The organism is Kitasatospora sp. NPDC049285, assembly GCF_040678815.1.
GTDB lineage: Bacteria > Actinomycetota > Actinomycetes > Streptomycetales > Streptomycetaceae > Kitasatospora.
The window spans coordinates 19,101-34,187 of record NZ_JBFAQR010000048.1; the positions used below are offsets into that span (position 1 = coordinate 19,101).

Sequence of the window (15,087 nt, forward strand, 5' to 3'; positions counted from 1 at the left end):
GAAGCCGAAGCGGCCGCCTACCGGGGCTGGGTCCGGTGGCGGCCGCTGCGGGGTTCAGCACTGGGGGCGGCGTCCGTGGTTGGCTCCGCGCCTGGCGCGTGCCTTCTTCTTCCGGCGGCGCTTCGATGACATGGCGACTCCTCTCGCGGCGGTGCGTTACCCCCTGCACCCACCGTGCCCCGGCTCGGTCGGGGGCGCCAGCCGAGCGTGCGGACGGTGGACGCTCGTGGATCCCGGTGATCGGTGCCCCGGGTGCCTAGGGCCTGTCTTCACACTGCCGTCGCAGCCCCGCGTCGTCTGGTGCGTGCTCTCGGCGTGCCGGGCGGAAGCCCTCGTACTGGGTGTACTTGGGCTTTCGCCCGGTGCGGCGAGAGTGCGTGCCGGGCGGCGTGGGGCAGATGGGAGTGTGAAGACAGGCCCTAGCATCGCGAGTGGACCGCCGCCGGGACGACAGGAGCCGTCGTGGGACTCGTGACCGCCAACCTCGCCATCTCGCTGGACGGCTACACCGCCGGGCCGGGGCAGGATCTGGAGCACCCCTTCGGTACCGGAGCGGAGGCGCTCACCGCGTGGATGGCCGAGAGCGAGCAGCCCGGGCGGGAGCACGACGCGCACCTGCTCGCCGCGCTGCACGCCAACACCGGCGCGCACATCATGGGCCGCCACATGTTCGGCCCCGGGCGTGGTGCCTGGGACGAGACCTGGACCGGCTGGTGGGGACCTGAACCGCCGTACCACGCACCGGTGTTCGTGCTCACCCACCACCCGCGGGCGACGCTGCCGATGGCCGGCGGGACCAGCTTCGAGTTCGTCACCGACGGCATCGACGCGGCCATGGAACGGGCCCGAACGGCGGCCGGCGAGCAGGACGTGGAGATCGCGGGCGGCGCAGCCACCGTCCGCCAGTACCTGAAGGCCGGGCTGCTGGACGAGCTGGTCCTGCACCTGGTGCCGGTCACCCTCGGCGCGGGCGAGCGGCTGCTGGACGGGGTGACGGCGGCGCTGGAACCGGTCGAGGTGATCGCCTCGCCCACCGTCACCCACCTGCGGTACCGGGTGGCCCGCTCCTCCTGAACCCCCGGCGTCCCGCGTGCATCAGCGGCCGGATCGCGGTTAGACGAGCAGGCGGAACCGCTGGTACCAGGGAAGGAGCGACCGATGACCGTGCTCTCCCGACTGCCCGGGGCGATCGAGGAGGAGTGGGAGTGGCAGCTGCAGGGCGCCTGCCGGACCGCCGACTCCGGCCTGTTCTTCCACCCCGCCGGCGAACGCGGCCAGGCCCACCAGGACCGTGACCGCGCCGCCAAGGCGGTGTGCGCCCGCTGCCCCGTCCGCGAGCAGTGCCTGCGCCACGCGCTGGCCGCCCGCGAACGCTACGGGGTGTGGGGCGGCCGCACCGAGGAGGAGCGCCGGACGCTGCTGCGCCGCCGTCGGCGCAACCGTCCCCGGAGCGGCCGGAACTGACAGCTCGTCAGTCCGCGGTGAGGCCCTCGCGCAGTCGGCGCAGCGTGCGGTTGAGCAGCCGCGAGACGTGCATCTGGGACAGGCCCAGGCGCTCGCCGATCTGCGACTGGGTCAGGTCCTCGGTGAACCGCAGCGAGAGGATCAGCCGGTCCCGGTCCGGGAGTTGGTCGATCAGCGGCTTCAGGTCCACCAGGTTCTCGACCAGCGTGAGCCGCCCGTCGGTGCGACCGAGGCGCTCGGCCAGCGGGTTCGTGCCGTCCGGCTCGCCCGACCCGGTGAGGTCCAGCGACCCGGCGGTGTGCGCGTTGGCGGCGGCCAGGCCCTCCACCACCTGCTCGGTGGGCAGTTCCAGGTGCTCGGCCAGCTCGGCGGCGGTCGGGTCGCGGTCCAGCGCCTGGGACAGCGCGTCCTGCGCCTTCGCCAGCTCCAGCCGCAGCTCCTGGAGCCGGCGCGGCACGTGCACCGACCAGGTGGTGTCCCGGAAGTGCCGGCGGATCTCGCCGACGATGGTGGGAATCGCGTACGTCGTGAACTCCACCCCGTACGCCGGGTCGAACCGGTCTATCGCCTTGATCAGGCCGACCGAGCCGACCTGCATGAGGTCGTCGTACGGCTCGCCGCTGGTGCCGAAGCGCCGCAGCGCGAAGCGGACCAGGTCAGGTTGAGCTCGATCAGCGTCCGCCGGACGTAGTCGTGCTCCGGGGTGTCGGGCTCCAGCTCGGCGAGCCGGGCCAGCAGCACCCGGGTCAGCTGGCGGGCGTCGGCGGGCGCGCGTGGTGCGCGGTGCGCACGGTGCGTCGGGCGCGGGAGCGCCGTTCTGGCGGACCCGGATTCGGTGGCTACGGATAGGAGGAGTTCATCTGTGGGCAACGCCATTCCAGTCCTTTCCTCGTCTCCGGTCGGTCCGTCCCCGGTTACCCGCCCGTTCCGATCCCATGCCCGATGAAGGCGTGCAGATCCGGTGAAGAGTCAAGGAAATGCAGGTCAGCGGCGGGCCAGTCGACGCTCCCCGGCGTCCCCCGCGACGTACTCGAGGCCGTAGTGCGCGAACACCTCCGGCTCCTGCTCGGCGGGCAGCACGCCGTCGGTGTCGATCGACGGGGCGCTGCGCACGTCGGCCTTGGCGAACGGGACCCGGACGTAGCCCGGCCCGACCACCGCGTCGGCGACCGGGACGAAGACCAGGCGGCGGCGGCCCGGGAAGCCGACGGTGACGGTGACGAAGGAGGGCTGGTCGGTGGCGGTGTCCACGTAGACGTTCTCCAGGCTGCCGATCTTCTTGCCGCCCTGGTCGATCACGTCGTGGGAGCGCCACTCGCGGATGTCGGCGGGCTGGATCATCGGTGCCTCCGGTGCGCAGGGGTGCGGCGGTACCCGTCCATGGTCACCGAACGGTCCGTCAGCTGCGCGTCCGACGTGCGAGGGTTGGCCTGTCCGGGCCCGTCGGCGGGGTGCGGCGGTGGGGTGCGGCGGGCGTGCCGGATCCGGTGTTCAGGCCTGCCCGGGGAGCAGGAGGGCGGCCAGCTCCTCGAGGAGTTCGGTGACGCGGCGGGCTTGTGCGGGGTCGGGGACGGCCCTGGCGATCACGGGTTCGGCCGGGCCGGCGGCGCGGGTGCGGATGTGGGTGCGGGCCAGCTCGGAGGTGCTCAGCAGGGTGCGGCGCCCGTCGGACGGGTCGGGCGCGGCGTCCAGCAGTCCGCGTTCGCGCAGCCGCGCGACGGAGGTGGAGACGTGGCTCTGGGCGAAGCCCGTGCGGGCCCGGATGTCCTGGACCGAGGTGCCCGGATGGCGGTAGACGTCCGCGACCACCGCGATCTCGCCCGGGGTGAGAGTCGCCGCCGCAGGGTCGGTGACCAGCTCCTTGCCGAGGTCGGTCAGCCGCTTTCCGAGTCTGAGCAGTCGCACGCCGTCCATGCCGCGCAGGATACATCTTCACAGATGCATCGGTGGCGATGTACTTTGGCGGGCATGACGACACATGACGACGCAGGAGAGTCCGACGGTGCTGCCGGCGGCGCTGCCGGCGGGACGCGGGGTGGAGCGGCCGGATCGGGTGCGGTGGAGTCGGGTGCGGTGGAGTCGGGTGCGGACGGACTGAGCCCGGTCTCGCGTACCGCGCTGGCGGTGGCGCGGGTCCGCGCCTACGAGAGCTCCCGGCCCGAGCCGCTGTTCCGTGACCCGTACGCCCTGGCCTTCGTCGCGGCCTCCGGCGTGCCGATGGACAGCACCGGACCGACGACCCCGTTGGCCCGCCGGCTGGTTGCGCAGGGCATCCTGCGTACCTGCTACTACGACGACCGGCTGCTCGCCTCGGGCGCCCGTCAGGTGGTGCTGCTCGCCGCCGGACTGGACACCCGCGCCTTCCGCCTGGCCTGGCCGGACGGCACCCGGATGTACGAGCTGGACCTGCCGGCGGTGTTGGCGTTCAAGGACCGGGTGCTGGACCAGCAGGGCGCCAAGGCGACCTGCGAACGGACGGCGCTGGCCGTGGACCTGGTCGATCCCGGCTGGCCGGACCGGCTGCTCGCGGCCGGGTTCGACCCGGAGCAGCCCACGGCGTGGCTGGCGGAGGGCCTGCTGGTCTACCTGGACGCCGCCGAGGCGGCCGAACTGCTGGGCTCGGTCGGCCGGTTGTCGGCACCCGGAAGCCGACTGCTGCTGGAGCGCGGCCGTGACGTCACCGGCACCCCGCACGAGCCGGAGCTCGCCCACATCACCGAACTGTGGCGTGGCGGCCTCGGCCCGGGCACCGGCGACTGGCTCGACTCGCACGGCTGGACCACGGAGTTCACCGCACTCGTCGACGTGGCCGCCCAGCGCGGCCGCCCGCTGCCGCCGCGCTCCGGCCCCGAGACGACCGGGTTCCTGGAGGCGCGCCGGGGGTGACGCTCCGGGGCTCGGTGGATCGAAGGGAGCGGCTTGCCGCCGCAGACCAAAGGGTCTGCGGCGGCGAGGCGACATCCGACGGGGGAGGTCACGCCTGACGATGTGTCAGGAGGTGGCGGTGCAGGTGGCGGTGGCGGTGGCCACGGCGGTCGAGTCGGTGCGGGAGGCCTGGACGCCGAAGGTGGTGGCGGCGCCGACGGCCAGAGCGCCGTTGTAGGGGAGGCTGGCCGCGGTCAGGGTCTGGCCCGACCGGGTCAGGGTGGTGTTCCAACTTCCGGTCACCTGAAGGGTGGTGGGCCAGGTCCAGGCGACCTGCCAGCCGGTGGTCGGCCGGGTGCCGGTGTTGGTGACGGTGACCGTGGCGGTCAGGCCCGAACCCCAGTCGTTCAGGCTGATCGTCGCCGAGCAGCCCGAACTGCCGCCGCTCGCCGAGGTCGTCGCGGTGACCGAGGCCGAGGCCGCCGAGACGTTGCCCGCCGCGTCCCTGGCCCGGACGGTGTAGGTGTAGGCGGTGGCGGCGCTCAATCCGGTGTCGGTGTAGGAGGTGCCGGTGGCGGTGGCCACCTTGGTGCCCGACCGGTACACGTCGTAGCCGGTGACCGCGGTGTTGTCGGTGGCCGCCGTCCAGGACAGCGACACGCTGCTCGCGGTGGTGCCCGTGACGGTCAACCCGGCGGGGACGGTGGGGGCCTGGGTGTCGCCGCCGCCGGTGGAGCCGCCGAAGCCGGGCGCCTTGATCGAGGCCAGGTAGCCGTCCTTGACGGTGTTGACGGTGGTCCAGTCGTCGTTCAGGATGCCGCCGGTGTCACCGGAGTTGGGGTTCCACGACCAGAACGTCCACTGGAAGGAGTCCGCTCCGCTGGTGGCCGTCGGGCGCAGGTACTGCACGATCGCCTTCAGCCAGGTCTGGTCGACTGCGGACTGCAGGGTGGTGCCGAACTCGCCCACCCAGACCGGGGCGAGGTTCTGGTTGAACAGGTAGCCCCAGTTCTTGTCCCAGATGCCGGGCATGTTGGCCGGGAAGCTCGGGTCGGAGAACCAGGTCTGCTGCGCGACGCTGGTGGCGTAGTCGTGCGCCGAGTACACCACCCGGTTGGGGACGCTCAGTTGGACCGGGTACTGGCCCGCTCCCTGCAGGTTGCCGCCCCACCAGTACGAGCTGCCGTTGAAGGTCTGCACGCCCTCGACGAAGATCAGCAGCTTCGGGTTGGCGGCGAGCACCGCCTCACCGCCGCGCTGGGCCGCCAGCCGCCAGTCCACCGTGGTGTCGCCGCAGCCCCAACAGGCCGGGTCGTGCGGCTCGTTGTGCAGGTCGATGCCGACCACGGCCGGGTTGCCGTTGTACCGGGTGGCGATCGACTTGAGGTTGGCCAGCCAGGTCGACTCCGGCACCGCGGAGGTGTACCAGAGCGCCGACTGCCCGCCAGAGTCCGGGCGGTGGCGGTCCAGGATCACCTTCATGCCGATGCTTCCGGCGTAGTTGACGAGCTTGTCCATCACGCCGAGCGAGTCCAGTCCGACCAGGTCGGCGTTCATCCCGTTCGCGGTGTTCAGGCTGGCCGGGGTGGTGCCCTTGAAGATGTCGTCGCTGTACGGCAGCCGGATCGTGTTGTAGCCCAGCGTCTTCATCTGGTCGATCATCGACTTGTAGTCGCGGCTCCACAGGCCGTGGGCCACGTAGTTGCCGGTCTCGAAGCCGAACCAGTTGATCCCGGCGATCCGGACCGGCTGGCCCGCCTCGTCGAGGATCTGTCGACCGCTGGTGTGCCAGTACCCGGCCCCGGCGGCGGAGGCGGCGGCGTTGGCAGTGGACGCGGTGGTGGCGGCGGTGGCGCTCGTGGAGAGGGCCGCCGGGGGGACGGCGACGACGGCGAGCGCGGCGGCGAGGGCCGCCGCACAGCTCGCCAGCCGGCGCGACAGGCGCCGGCGCAGCTGGAGGCGCATGGGTCTCGTTCCTCTCTGGACGCGGGTGGGGGCGTCCGGTGGGGGTGGGGTGGTACGAGACGGTCATCCGAGTAGCTTTGGGGAGCGCTCCCATGGTGTGAGGTGAGGGCAGCCCTTATGAAGCCAGACAGCGCATGGTCGCGTCAAGAGGCTTGGGAGCGCTCCCACTTGAGTTTGGGTGAGCAGTGGACGAATGGGTGGCGACTGGTCCGCCGATCGGCGCGGCACGTAGGGTGCTGCCTCGTGTCCCCGCTCGAGATCTCCGACCTGATCACCGCCGTCGACCCGGACTCGGGCCGCCGGCTCCCGGTGCGGCGCGCGGACGTCACACGGCGACTGCTGGAGAACGGGGACCGGCGGGCCGCCCGGATCGTGGCCGACCTGCCGGTGGACGGGGACGGCGTGCTCGACCCGGACGCCGTGGACGCGCTGCTGATCGGCGTGCACACCGAGCTGCAGCGGCTGAGCGAGGAACTCCGCATCGGCGACCGGATGCTGGAACTGCTGCGCCCGCTGTTCGCGGCGATCCGCGCCACCGGCACGCACCCCGGGCCGTACCGCCTGGTCGATGTGGGCTGCGGCCTCGGCTACGTGGTCCGGAGGCTCGCCGCGACCGGCGCGCTCGGCCCGGACGTCGAGCTGGTCGGCGTCGACCTGGACGGCGGCCTGGTCGGCGAGGCCGAGCGGCTGGCCCGGGACGAGGAGCTGGACTGCCGGTTCGTCCGCGGAAACGCCTTCGACCTGGCCGAACCCGCCACCGTCTACGTGTCGACCGGCGTGCTGCACCACTTCAGCGCCCCCGCGCTGGCCGACTTCTTCCGGGCCAAGGCCGCCTCGCCCGCCGCCGCGTTCTGCCACTTCGACATCGCCGCGAACGGCCTCGCCCCGATCGGCGCCTGGGTCTTCCATCGGGCCCGGATGCGGCACCCGCTCGGCCGCCACGACGGCGTCGCCTCCGCGCGGCGAGCCCACCCCGACGAGACGCTACTGCGCGCCGCCACCGTCCCCGGCATGAACCCGTTGATCTTCGAACCGCGCGGACGCTCGAACCCGTTCTGCACCACGCTGCGACCGGTGATCGGCGTGCGGCCCGAACTGGAGGCGCCGTTTCGGCGGGAGTTGGGGCGGGCGGCGCGCCGGCTGGCCGGCCCGGGGTGGGAGAGCGGCGGCGGGCCGGGGAGCGATCGGGGGTCGGGGAACGGCTCCGGGTGGGGGATCGGGCGTGGGCGGGAGAGCGGTTCCGGGTGGGGGAGCGGCCGGGGGCGGGAGAGCGGTGGCGGGTCGGATGGTGGCCTGGTCGTCGACGGGAGTGGTGGCGCGGTGGGCGGGGAGGGGGCGTGGTGAGTCCGGCGGTGCCGTTGCTGGTGCTGGGCCTGATCGACGCGTCGTTCAGTGGCTTCCGGGCGTACGCCGGGCGGGATGCGCGGATCCGCAAGCGGCGGGCCGTCGTGCGGTCCGCCGGGCGGGGGCTCGGGGTGGGCGCGGTGCTGCTGCTGGCGCCGGTGCTGACGGCGTGTGGGATCTTGGCGGTGGCGGGCGACTCGGGCCGTGCGTACGCGGTGCTGGCCGCCGGGGCGGTCGGGTACCTGCTGCCGATCGCGGTGTACGCGGCGGTGGTCGCGCTGTCGTTCGCCGGGTACTTCCTGCTGCCGTTCCGGGTCAGCACGCTGGCGGTGGTGATGGGGCTCGGGCCGTTGACGCTGGTACGACCGTTGGTGCTGGTGGCGGCGTGTGCCGGTGCTGTCCTCAACGGTGGCGGGTGGGCGGGACTGGCGGTCGGTGTCGTCGCGGCCGCGGCCGTGCTGACCGTCGAGCCGGTGGTGCACCGTCGGTGGTACCGGTTCGCGCTGTCACCGGGCGGGCGTGGCGTGGTCCGGTGACGGTGTGGCGCTGCTGGTGCCGGTGCGCTGACGGAGGGTCGGGGCGTCGGCGGCGAGGGCGGCGTGGCGGGCGGTCGCGGCTGAGTTGAGGTGGGTCAGGTCGTCGGCGGTGAGGGTGAGGTGGGCGGCCTCGGTCGAGTCGCGGATGGAGGCGGGGCGGCGGGCGCCGGGGATCGGGATCACGGTCGGGGACTGTGCCAAGTGCCACGCGAGGCAGACCTGTTGGGGGCTCACGCCGTACCGGGCGGCCAGCGTGTGGAACGGGGTGTCGCTGGTGGCGGGCCGGATGGTGGTCGGGTCGTCGACGGCGCTGGGTGAGATGCCGCCGAGCGGGCTCCACGGGAGGAAGGCGAGGCCGAGCTCGGTGCAGAGGTCGAGGGTGTCCCGGGTCTCCTGGTGAGCCGGGGAGAACCTGTTCTGGACGGAGACCAGCAGCGGACCGAGGATCCGGTGGGCGGCTCGGATCTGCGCCGGATCGACGTTGGACAGGCCCACCATGCGAATCGTCCCGGCGTCGGCCAACTGGCGTAGTGCGCCGACGGATTCGGCGAACGGGACGGTCGGGTCGGGCTTGTGCAGCTGGTACAGCCCGATGGTGTCGACGTCGAGGCGGGAGGCGGAGGCCTCGGCCGCGCGGCGCAGGTGCTCCGGTCGGCCGTCGACCGTCCAGGAGCCGTCGCCGGGGCGGCCGCGACCACCCTTGGTGGCCAGCAGGACGTGGTCGGCGTCGCGGCTGCGAGCGGCCAGGGCGCGGGCGATCAGCCGTTCGTTGTGGCCGACTTCGTCGGCGTGCCAGTGGTAGGAGTCGGCCGTGTCGATCAGGCGGACTCCCGCGTCGAGCGCGGCGTGGAGGGTGGCGAGGGCCTGTCGCTCGTCCGGGCGGCCCTCGACGGAGAGTGGCATGGCGCCGAGTCCGATCGGTCCGACGGGATCGTCTCCGATCATGCGGGGGACGGGAGTTGGGGTGGTGAGGGGCATGGTGGCCTTCGTTCGGGTGGTGGTGTGCGGCTTGGAGGTGGTCAGCGCTGGGTGCTCTCGCGGATGGTCTGGGGGAGCCAGGTGGTGAGCGGGGCGAAGGTGAACCCGAGGTCGCGGGCGCGGCGGGTGTCCATCGGGTAGGCGCGGTCGAAGGAGAACGGGGAGGGTGGCTCCGTGGTGGCGGTGGCGGTGGCGGTGGCGGTGCTGGTGCTGGTGGGGTGCAGTGTCGGGGTGGGGGAGCCGGTGATGTCGGCGATCAGGGTGCTCAACTCTGCTGCGGTGAGCGTGCCTTGGGAGGAGGCGTTGATCGGGCCGGTGAAGGTGGCGGTGCTGGTCCAGGCGAGAAAGCGGGCGATGTCCGGGGCGTGGACGAAGGACGCGGCCTGCGGGTCGGGGTGGACGGTGACGGGGCGGCCGGCGGTGATGCGGTCGAGGTAGTGGGCGAGGCGGCCGGTGAAGTCGGTACCGCCGAGGACGTGGGCGGTGCGGACGGTCGCGACCGGGAAGGCGGCGTCGCGGAGCAGTACGGCCTCCGCCTGGCGCTTGCCCTCGCCGTAGTGGGACTCGAGGAACTGCGGTTCGTGCCAGGGGAGTTCGAGGTCGATCGGATGCGAGGTGAGGTCGAGGGCGGACTCGGGCAGCAGTGGTCCGCCAGGGCGGCCGAGGTCGGCGTAGACCTCGACGGTGGAGGTCATCACGTAGCGGTCGGTGTGGTCGGCGAACACCCGGGTGGCCAGGGCGGCTTGACGTGGTGTGTAGCAGACCTGGTCGATGACGACGTCGAAGTGGCGGCCGGCGAGGGCGGCGCGGAGGGCGGTTTCGTCGTCGCGGTCGGCGAGGAGGTGGGTGACGCCGGGGGGTGGGGGGACCGAGCCGCGATTGAGGACGGTGACGGTGGCTCCGGCGTCGAGGAGGTGGGAGATGAGGAGGCGGCCGAAGTAGCGGCTGCCGCCGATGACGCACACGTGCATGGGGGCTCCTTCGGAGGGAGGTGGAGTTGGAGCTGGGGAGGGGGTGGGGGATGGAGCTGGGGGAGGGGGTGGAGGTGGGGGAGGCGGTGGAGGTGGGGAGTTGGGAGGGGGCGGAGTTGCGGATGGGGGAGTTGGGAGGTGGGGGAGTTGGGAGTTGGGAGTTGGGAGGTGGGGGAGTTGGGAGGGGGTGGAGATGGGGGCGGGAGGGTGGTGGGGGTGGTGGGGGGCTGGTTCGGATGAGGAGAGTCTGCTGGGGGTTGGTTTACAGCGGTAGTGTGTAGATGGGTGGTTGGTCGTAAGGGGGACTGTTGATCGACGTTCAGCGGTTGGCCGTGTTGCGGGAGGTTGCGCGGCTGGGGAGTTTCAACCGGGCGGCGGCCGTGTTGCACTGCACGCCGTCTGCGGTGTCGCAGCAGATTGCCGCGCTGGAGCGGGGACTTGGCAGTGCGGTGGTGGAGCGGTCCACTCGGGGCGTGACGTTGACGGACGCGGGGCGGCTGCTGGTGGAGGCGGCCGAGGCGATCGCGGCGGAGCTCGTCGACGCCCAGCAGCGGCTCGACCGGTTGACCGCCGAGCGGACGGCGTTGACCGTTGCGACCTTCGCCAGTGCGGGCCGTCGGCTGCTGCCCGCGGCGCTGGCGGGCTTCGTCGCCGACCACCCCGAGGTGGAGCTGACCATCCTGGAGGGCGAGCCGGAGGAGAGTCTGCCCGCCGTCCGTCAGGGCCGCGCCGACCTCGCGCTCGCGTACCACTTCGACGGGCCGCCACCGTCCCGGCCGGGTGACCGTTCGGGCCTGGACTGGACGCCGTTGGGCGTCGACCCGTTGCGGGTGGTGGTGCCGCGAGGGCATGTGCTGGCGGCCGGGACCGGCGGGCCGCTGCACCTGGCTGAACTGGCCGACCAGCGTTGGATCCTGGGCTGCCGGAAGTCGGCGGCGCAGTTCGCGCGGTACGCGGAGCTGGCGGGTGTGGAGCTGCGGGTGTGCTGTACGGCGACGGACTACGACTTCGCGCAGTCACTCGTCCGGGCCGGGGTCGGGATCGCGCTGATCCCCCAGCTGGGGTTGGCGCGGGAGGCGGAACTGGTGGCGCTGCCGTTGGCCGAGCCGAGTCCGCGGCGGCAGCTGGGGTTGGCGCTGTCCCGGCGGCGGCGCGGGCCGGCGGCCCGGTTGGCGGAGGAGTTGGCGGGACGGATCGAGCTCGCCGGGCGGGTGGGGCGGGACGGGCGGATGGAGCGGGACGGGGCGGTGATCAGTACCTGAACCAGGCGCTCTCGCCGTCGACGTGGAGCAGGAACTCGGTCACCGGACCCTTGGGGGAGGCGAGTTGGACGTTGCGGCTGATCTCCTCGACGACCGGCTCCCAGGCGTCCCAGTCCTCCGCCTCGGCCAGCGCGAGTTCCCGTTCGAACAGCGGCCGCAGTGCGTCGAAGCCGGGTTTCGAGGTGAAGTGGCCCGAGAGCCAGGGCCAGTCGCCCTCGTCGACGGCGATCTCGCCCACCACCTCGCCGCCGCTCAGCACCTGCCAGACGTCCCCCGGCTGCCACATCTCGGGTCTCCCTCCCGTTCGGCTGCGTCGTCCGGCCCGGAGCGTTTCACGCGCCACTGACAGCGCGGCACTGACAGGTGCGCATGGTGAGGGCGGCGCGGCACGCGCGGGCGATGGCGTTGACGCTGGTGGGGGGTGGGTGATGGAGTCCGCTGGGTCGGGTGGTGGGCTGGTGGAGAGGGGTGTCGGGGATGGGTGCGGGGTCGATCACGGTGGTGGGGGAATGCGTGGCGGACGCCTTCGTGGAGCGGGAGGCGGGGCGGGCGGGGGAGTTGGTGCTGCGGGTCCTGGCGGGCGGCGGGCCGGCCAACACGGCGGTGGCGTTGGGGCGGCTGGGGACGGCGACGCGGTTCCTGGGGCGGGTGTCGGGCGACCCGTTCGGGGTGCTGTTCCGGGAGCAGTTGGGCGGCGCGGGGGTGGACCTGTCGGGTGTGGTGAGTGCGGCGGAGCCGAGCACGCTCGCGGTCGCGGCCGTGGACGAGCAGGGGCACGCCCGGTACTCGTTCCACGCGGAGGGCACCGCGGACTGGCAGTGGACCGCCGAGGAGTTGGCGGCTGCCGACGGCACGGATGCGGTGTGCCTGCACACGGGTTCGCTGGCGTTGGTCCGGGAGCCCGGCGGGCGGCGGATCGAGGAGTTGCTGGCGCGGGCCCGGGAGGGAGCGACGATCTCGATCGACCCGAACGTACGGCCGTTGCTGGTCGAGCCTGCCGCGTACCGCGAACGGCTGGGCCGGTGGTGCGAGTTGGCGGACCTGCTGCGGCTGAGCGAGGACGACCTGGCGGTGCTGCTGCCCGGCGCGTCGCCGGAGGAGGCAAGCGACCGGTGGCACGCGGCCGGGGCGCGGCTGGTCGTGGTGACGCTCGGCGAACGGGGCGTGTTCGCCTCGCTGGACGGGCGGCGGGTGACGGTGCCCGCGCCGGAGGTGGAGGTGGTGGACACCGTCGGCGCGGGGGATTCGTTCACCGCCGGGCTGCTCCACCACCTGGACGGGCAGGGCCAGTTGGGCGGTCGACTGGAGTCGCTGACGGTGGAACAGGTGGCGGAGGCCTGTGCCTTCGGTACGCGGGTGGCGGCCCGGACGGTGGGCGTGGCGGGGGCCAACCCGCCCTGGGCGTACCAGCTCTGACGGTAAGTCAGAGGCCTGCCGGGGGTTACCCGTTGAGTGTGTCCGGTCCGGGGTCGCCGCCCTCGGCACGGGTGGCCAGGCGGGCGAGGTAGTGCGTCCAGCCCTCGCGGTGCGGGGCGCGGGCCTCCGGTGGCAGGTCGCGGTGGACCCAGGTGAGCAGGGTGCCCTCGCCGTCCGGGGTCAGGGTCACCTCGATGGTGCTGGAGCCGGGCGGCACGGCCATGGCGCCGTCCTCCCAGCCCCAGGTGAAGACCACCCTGGTGTACGGGTCGAGGACCAGGAACTCCCCGACGGCGTGGTGGTCGGCGTTGACGTTGGTGCGGAACGCGCCGCCCGGGGTGAAGGAGAACTCGCCGTCCCGACCCATCCAGGAGAGCCACTTCTCGCGATCGGTGAAGAAGGCGAACACCGTCTCCGGCCGGGCGGCGATCCGCCGCTCCAGCACCACCTGATCGCCCGTCATCCGCCGGTCCCCTTCGACCCCTCGGCCCGTTCGGCGGCCTCCGCCAGCTCGGCGAGCACGTCCAGCTTCTCGGACCACATCGACTGCAGGTAGGCCGCCAGCGGCCCCATCGCCTCCAGGTCGGCCCGGTAGTACCGCTTGCGACCCTCCTGGCGCAGCGTCACCAGGCCCGACTCGCGCAGCACCTTCAGGTGCTGGGAGATCGCTCCGAAGGTGACGTCGAACCGCTCGGCGATGTCGCTCGCGCACAGCTCGTCGTCCCAGACCAGGCGCAGGATCTCGCGCCGGCGGGGTTCGGCTATCGCTTGGACCGCTTCCACGGATGACATTTTAGTCGAGGCTTCAGCTTGCGAGGCAAGGGGGCGTTATTTTAGTCTCGACTAAAGCGATGGGTTCGACTGTTGCCGACTGATTCGAGGAGCCAGCCATGCAGACTGCAATGACCGAGTTCGCCACCCTGTTCGCCGGTGCGGCCGCTGCCGTCCCGGCTGACCGGCTGGCCGCCGCCACCCCGTGCGAGCGGTTCACGGTCGCCGAGCTGCTGGAGCACATCGGCGGGATCCTCGCCGACTCCGAGCGGGCCGCCGCGCGGGTCCCGCGGGGCGAGGCGTCGAGCGCCGCCGGTTCGGCCCCGGCCGAGGTGGCGGCCGGGGCCGAGCGCGCGGCCGCGGCCTGGCTGCGGCCGGAGGCGATGGAGGGTGAGACGGAGTTCGGTCCGGGCCTGATGCCCTCGAGCCTCGCCGCGGCCGTCACCCTGCAGGAACTCGCCATCCACGGTTGGGACTTGGCCCGGGCCACCGATCGGCCCTACCCCGTCGGCGAGGAGGCGGGCGCGGTGCTGCTGGGCGTGGTGGAGCAGCTCGCCGAGCAGGCCCGGGCCACCGGGGGCTACGGGGAGCCGGTCGCCGCGCCGGACGGTGCGAGCGCGTTCGAGCGGGCGCTCGCGCTCAGCGGTCGCGACGCCAGGTGGGGGACGGACGTCCCGGCGGTGGCGGCGGACGCGGTCTAGATGCCGGTCAGGGGCTGGTCAGGGGCCGGCCCGGGTGGAGTTCGGCGTTTTCGGTCGGGTCGGGCCGGTGGCCTGTTAGCGTGCGCGGATGGACGATCTTGGACGCATAGTGTGGCCGCCCGAGCCGATCAGGACCGAGAGGCTGGTGCTCCGTGAGCCCGAGGCCCGGGACCGGGCGGCGTTCGTCGAGTTGCTCGCCTCGCCGGAGGTGCACACCTATCTCGGCGGTCCCCGGCCGCTGGACGAGCTCGAGCGCGAGCTGTCCGCGGTGCCCGAGCGGTGGCCCGGGAGCTTCGTCGTCGACCTCGACGGGCTGATGATCGGTCAGATCCTGCTCAGGCGGGCCACGGGGCACCGCCGCCCGGCCGCAACGGGGAAGGTCGACCTCGGCTACCTCTTCCTCCCGCGGGCGTGGGGGCGCGGGTACGCGGCCGAGGCGTGTGCGGCAGCGCTCGACTGGCTGGCCGGGGTGCTCCCCGGGGAGCCGGTGGTGCTCACCACCCAGAGCGCCAACGTCTCCTCGATGCGGCTCGCGGCGAAGCTGGGCTTCACCGAGGTGGAGCGGTTCGAGGCGTGGGGGGCCGAGCAGTGGCTCGGTATGCGGTCCGGACTCGACGGCGGTGACGGGGAGATTTCCGGCCGATCATGAGCTGCGCGGTATCGGGAGTGCAATTGGCGATATGCGGAACAGCGGAATTCATTTGGCAGGGACATGGATTCGCCGGGTAAGTCAAGACTTACCTTGACGGAACGACAACCGTATGGTGTGGCTCGAACCGAAGGAGCCTGCTGTTGTCGAAAGCGAATGACCCTG

General features: G+C 72.7%; 17 protein-coding genes and 1 pseudogene. 9 read left to right on the forward strand and 9 right to left on the reverse strand.

What is annotated here, in order from left to right:
- Positions 1-462: 462 nt before the first annotated feature.
- Both AB0K51_RS25575 and AB0K51_RS25580 read left to right on the forward strand, forming a co-directional pair.
- On the forward strand, positions 463-1,074 hold the full coding sequence (locus AB0K51_RS25575; RefSeq protein WP_363459380.1) for a dihydrofolate reductase family protein: 612 nt from the start codon (positions 463-465) through the stop codon (positions 1,072-1,074).
- A gap of 84 nt (positions 1,075-1,158) precedes the next feature.
- Positions 1,159-1,464: a WhiB family transcriptional regulator gene (locus AB0K51_RS25580; RefSeq protein WP_363459382.1), complete on the forward strand. Its 306-nt coding sequence runs from the start codon at positions 1,159-1,161 to the stop codon at positions 1,462-1,464.
- 7 nt (positions 1,465-1,471) lie between these two features.
- Here AB0K51_RS25580 and AB0K51_RS25585 read toward each other — a convergent pair.
- The 3 genes and pseudogenes from AB0K51_RS25585 to AB0K51_RS25595 form a co-directional block, all read right to left on the reverse strand.
- Positions 1,472-2,340 (reverse strand): annotated as a pseudogene (locus AB0K51_RS25585) (SigB/SigF/SigG family RNA polymerase sigma factor).
- Positions 2,341-2,448: 108 nt separating this feature from the next.
- Positions 2,449-2,805: a PRC-barrel domain-containing protein gene (locus tag AB0K51_RS25590; RefSeq protein ID WP_363459383.1), complete on the reverse strand. Its 357-nt coding sequence runs from the start codon at positions 2,803-2,805 to the stop codon at positions 2,449-2,451.
- A 150-nt stretch (positions 2,806-2,955) separates the two neighbouring features.
- A complete protein-coding gene (locus tag AB0K51_RS25595) occupies positions 2,956-3,378 on the reverse strand; it encodes a helix-turn-helix domain-containing protein (protein WP_363459384.1) in 423 nt (140 codons plus the stop codon).
- A 159-nt stretch (positions 3,379-3,537) separates the two neighbouring features.
- On the opposite strand from AB0K51_RS25595, the gene AB0K51_RS25600 reads away from it, so the two are divergent.
- Complete coding sequence (locus AB0K51_RS25600) at positions 3,538-4,350, forward strand: SAM-dependent methyltransferase (RefSeq protein ID WP_363459386.1); 813 nt, start codon at positions 3,538-3,540, stop codon at positions 4,348-4,350.
- A gap of 105 nt (positions 4,351-4,455) precedes the next feature.
- Here the strand turns inward: AB0K51_RS25600 and AB0K51_RS25605 are convergent, their stop codons facing one another.
- Complete coding sequence (locus tag AB0K51_RS25605; protein ID WP_363459388.1) at positions 4,456-6,294, reverse strand: cellulase family glycosylhydrolase; 1,839 nt, start codon at positions 6,292-6,294, stop codon at positions 4,456-4,458.
- A gap of 243 nt (positions 6,295-6,537) precedes the next feature.
- On the opposite strand from AB0K51_RS25605, the gene AB0K51_RS25610 reads away from it, so the two are divergent.
- Both AB0K51_RS25610 and AB0K51_RS25615 read left to right on the forward strand, forming a co-directional pair.
- Entirely contained in the window at positions 6,538-7,638 is a 1,101-nt protein-coding gene (locus AB0K51_RS25610; protein ID WP_363459390.1) for a class I SAM-dependent methyltransferase, read from the forward strand.
- Complete coding sequence (locus AB0K51_RS25615) at positions 7,632-8,174, forward strand: hypothetical protein (protein ID WP_363459392.1); 543 nt, start codon at positions 7,632-7,634, stop codon at positions 8,172-8,174. Before AB0K51_RS25610 ends, AB0K51_RS25615 begins: the two co-directional genes overlap by 7 nt.
- Here AB0K51_RS25615 and AB0K51_RS25620 read toward each other — a convergent pair.
- The gene (locus AB0K51_RS25620) at positions 8,145-9,152 is read right to left on the reverse strand and encodes an aldo/keto reductase (protein ID WP_363459393.1); all 1,008 of its coding nucleotides are present in this window, start codon (positions 9,150-9,152) and stop codon (positions 8,145-8,147) included. The genes AB0K51_RS25615 and AB0K51_RS25620 overlap by 30 nt on opposite strands.
- Positions 9,153-9,193: 41 nt before the next feature.
- Complete coding sequence (locus AB0K51_RS25625) at positions 9,194-10,123, reverse strand: NAD-dependent epimerase/dehydratase family protein (protein WP_363459395.1); 930 nt, start codon at positions 10,121-10,123, stop codon at positions 9,194-9,196.
- A gap of 332 nt (positions 10,124-10,455) precedes the next feature.
- Here AB0K51_RS25625 and AB0K51_RS25630 point away from each other — a divergent pair, with 332 nt between their 5' ends.
- Positions 10,456-11,385, forward strand: coding sequence for a LysR substrate-binding domain-containing protein (locus tag AB0K51_RS25630; RefSeq protein WP_363459435.1), 930 nt, complete (start codon positions 10,456-10,458; stop codon positions 11,383-11,385).
- Here the strand turns inward: AB0K51_RS25630 and AB0K51_RS25635 are convergent.
- Entirely contained in the window at positions 11,375-11,671 is a 297-nt protein-coding gene (locus tag AB0K51_RS25635) for a hypothetical protein (protein ID WP_363459397.1), read from the reverse strand. The two genes, AB0K51_RS25630 and AB0K51_RS25635, sit on opposite strands and share 11 nt — an antisense overlap.
- Before the next feature lie 191 nt (positions 11,672-11,862).
- On the opposite strand from AB0K51_RS25635, the gene AB0K51_RS25640 reads away from it, so the two are divergent.
- Entirely contained in the window at positions 11,863-12,801 is a 939-nt protein-coding gene (locus AB0K51_RS25640; RefSeq protein WP_363459398.1) for a carbohydrate kinase, read from the forward strand.
- A 25-nt stretch (positions 12,802-12,826) separates the two neighbouring features.
- Here AB0K51_RS25640 and AB0K51_RS25645 read toward each other — a convergent pair whose 3' ends face one another.
- Positions 12,827-13,264, reverse strand: a complete 438-nt coding sequence (locus AB0K51_RS25645; protein ID WP_363459400.1) for an SRPBCC domain-containing protein — start codon at positions 13,262-13,264, stop codon at positions 12,827-12,829.
- Positions 13,261-13,584 carry a metalloregulator ArsR/SmtB family transcription factor gene (locus tag AB0K51_RS25650; RefSeq protein WP_363459401.1) on the reverse strand — a complete coding sequence of 108 codons (324 nt, stop codon included), beginning with the start codon at positions 13,582-13,584 and terminating at the stop codon, positions 13,261-13,263. Before AB0K51_RS25650 ends, AB0K51_RS25645 begins: the two co-directional genes overlap by 4 nt.
- Before the next feature lie 107 nt (positions 13,585-13,691).
- On the opposite strand from AB0K51_RS25650, the gene AB0K51_RS25655 reads away from it, so the two are divergent.
- Together AB0K51_RS25655 and AB0K51_RS25660 are read left to right on the forward strand one after the other, a co-directional pair.
- Positions 13,692-14,273: a TIGR03086 family metal-binding protein gene (locus AB0K51_RS25655; protein WP_363459403.1), complete on the forward strand. Its 582-nt coding sequence runs from the start codon at positions 13,692-13,694 to the stop codon at positions 14,271-14,273.
- Between the two features lie 88 nt (positions 14,274-14,361).
- Positions 14,362-14,922 carry a GNAT family N-acetyltransferase gene (locus tag AB0K51_RS25660; protein ID WP_363459405.1) on the forward strand — a complete coding sequence of 187 codons (561 nt, stop codon included), beginning with the start codon at positions 14,362-14,364 and terminating at the stop codon, positions 14,920-14,922.
- The last annotated feature ends 165 nt before the right edge of the window (positions 14,923-15,087 follow it).

Bases quoted from the DNA above. Each gene is read 5' to 3' on its own strand.
- AB0K51_RS25640 (WP_363459398.1), top strand. From the start codon at position 11,863: ATGGGTGCGGGGTCGATCACGGTGGTGGGGGAATGCGTGGCGGACGCC.
- AB0K51_RS25590 (WP_363459383.1), bottom strand. From the start codon at position 2,805: ATGATCCAGCCCGCCGACATCCGCGAGTGGCGCTCCCACGACGTGATC.
- AB0K51_RS25605 (WP_363459388.1), bottom strand. From the start codon at position 6,294: ATGCGCCTCCAGCTGCGCCGGCGCCTGTCGCGCCGGCTGGCGAGCTGT.
- AB0K51_RS25625 (WP_363459395.1), bottom strand. From the start codon at position 10,123: ATGCACGTGTGCGTCATCGGCGGCAGCCGCTACTTCGGCCGCCTCCTC.
- AB0K51_RS25595 (WP_363459384.1), bottom strand. From the start codon at position 3,378: ATGGACGGCGTGCGACTGCTCAGACTCGGAAAGCGGCTGACCGACCTC.
- AB0K51_RS25580 (WP_363459382.1), top strand. From the start codon at position 1,159: ATGACCGTGCTCTCCCGACTGCCCGGGGCGATCGAGGAGGAGTGGGAG.
- AB0K51_RS25635 (WP_363459397.1), bottom strand. From the start codon at position 11,671: ATGTGGCAGCCGGGGGACGTCTGGCAGGTGCTGAGCGGCGGCGAGGTG.
- AB0K51_RS25645 (WP_363459400.1), bottom strand. From the start codon at position 13,264: ATGACGGGCGATCAGGTGGTGCTGGAGCGGCGGATCGCCGCCCGGCCG.
- AB0K51_RS25660 (WP_363459405.1), top strand. From the start codon at position 14,362: ATGGACGATCTTGGACGCATAGTGTGGCCGCCCGAGCCGATCAGGACC.
- AB0K51_RS25620 (WP_363459393.1), bottom strand. From the start codon at position 9,152: ATGCCCCTCACCACCCCAACTCCCGTCCCCCGCATGATCGGAGACGAT.
- AB0K51_RS25655 (WP_363459403.1), top strand. From the start codon at position 13,692: ATGCAGACTGCAATGACCGAGTTCGCCACCCTGTTCGCCGGTGCGGCC.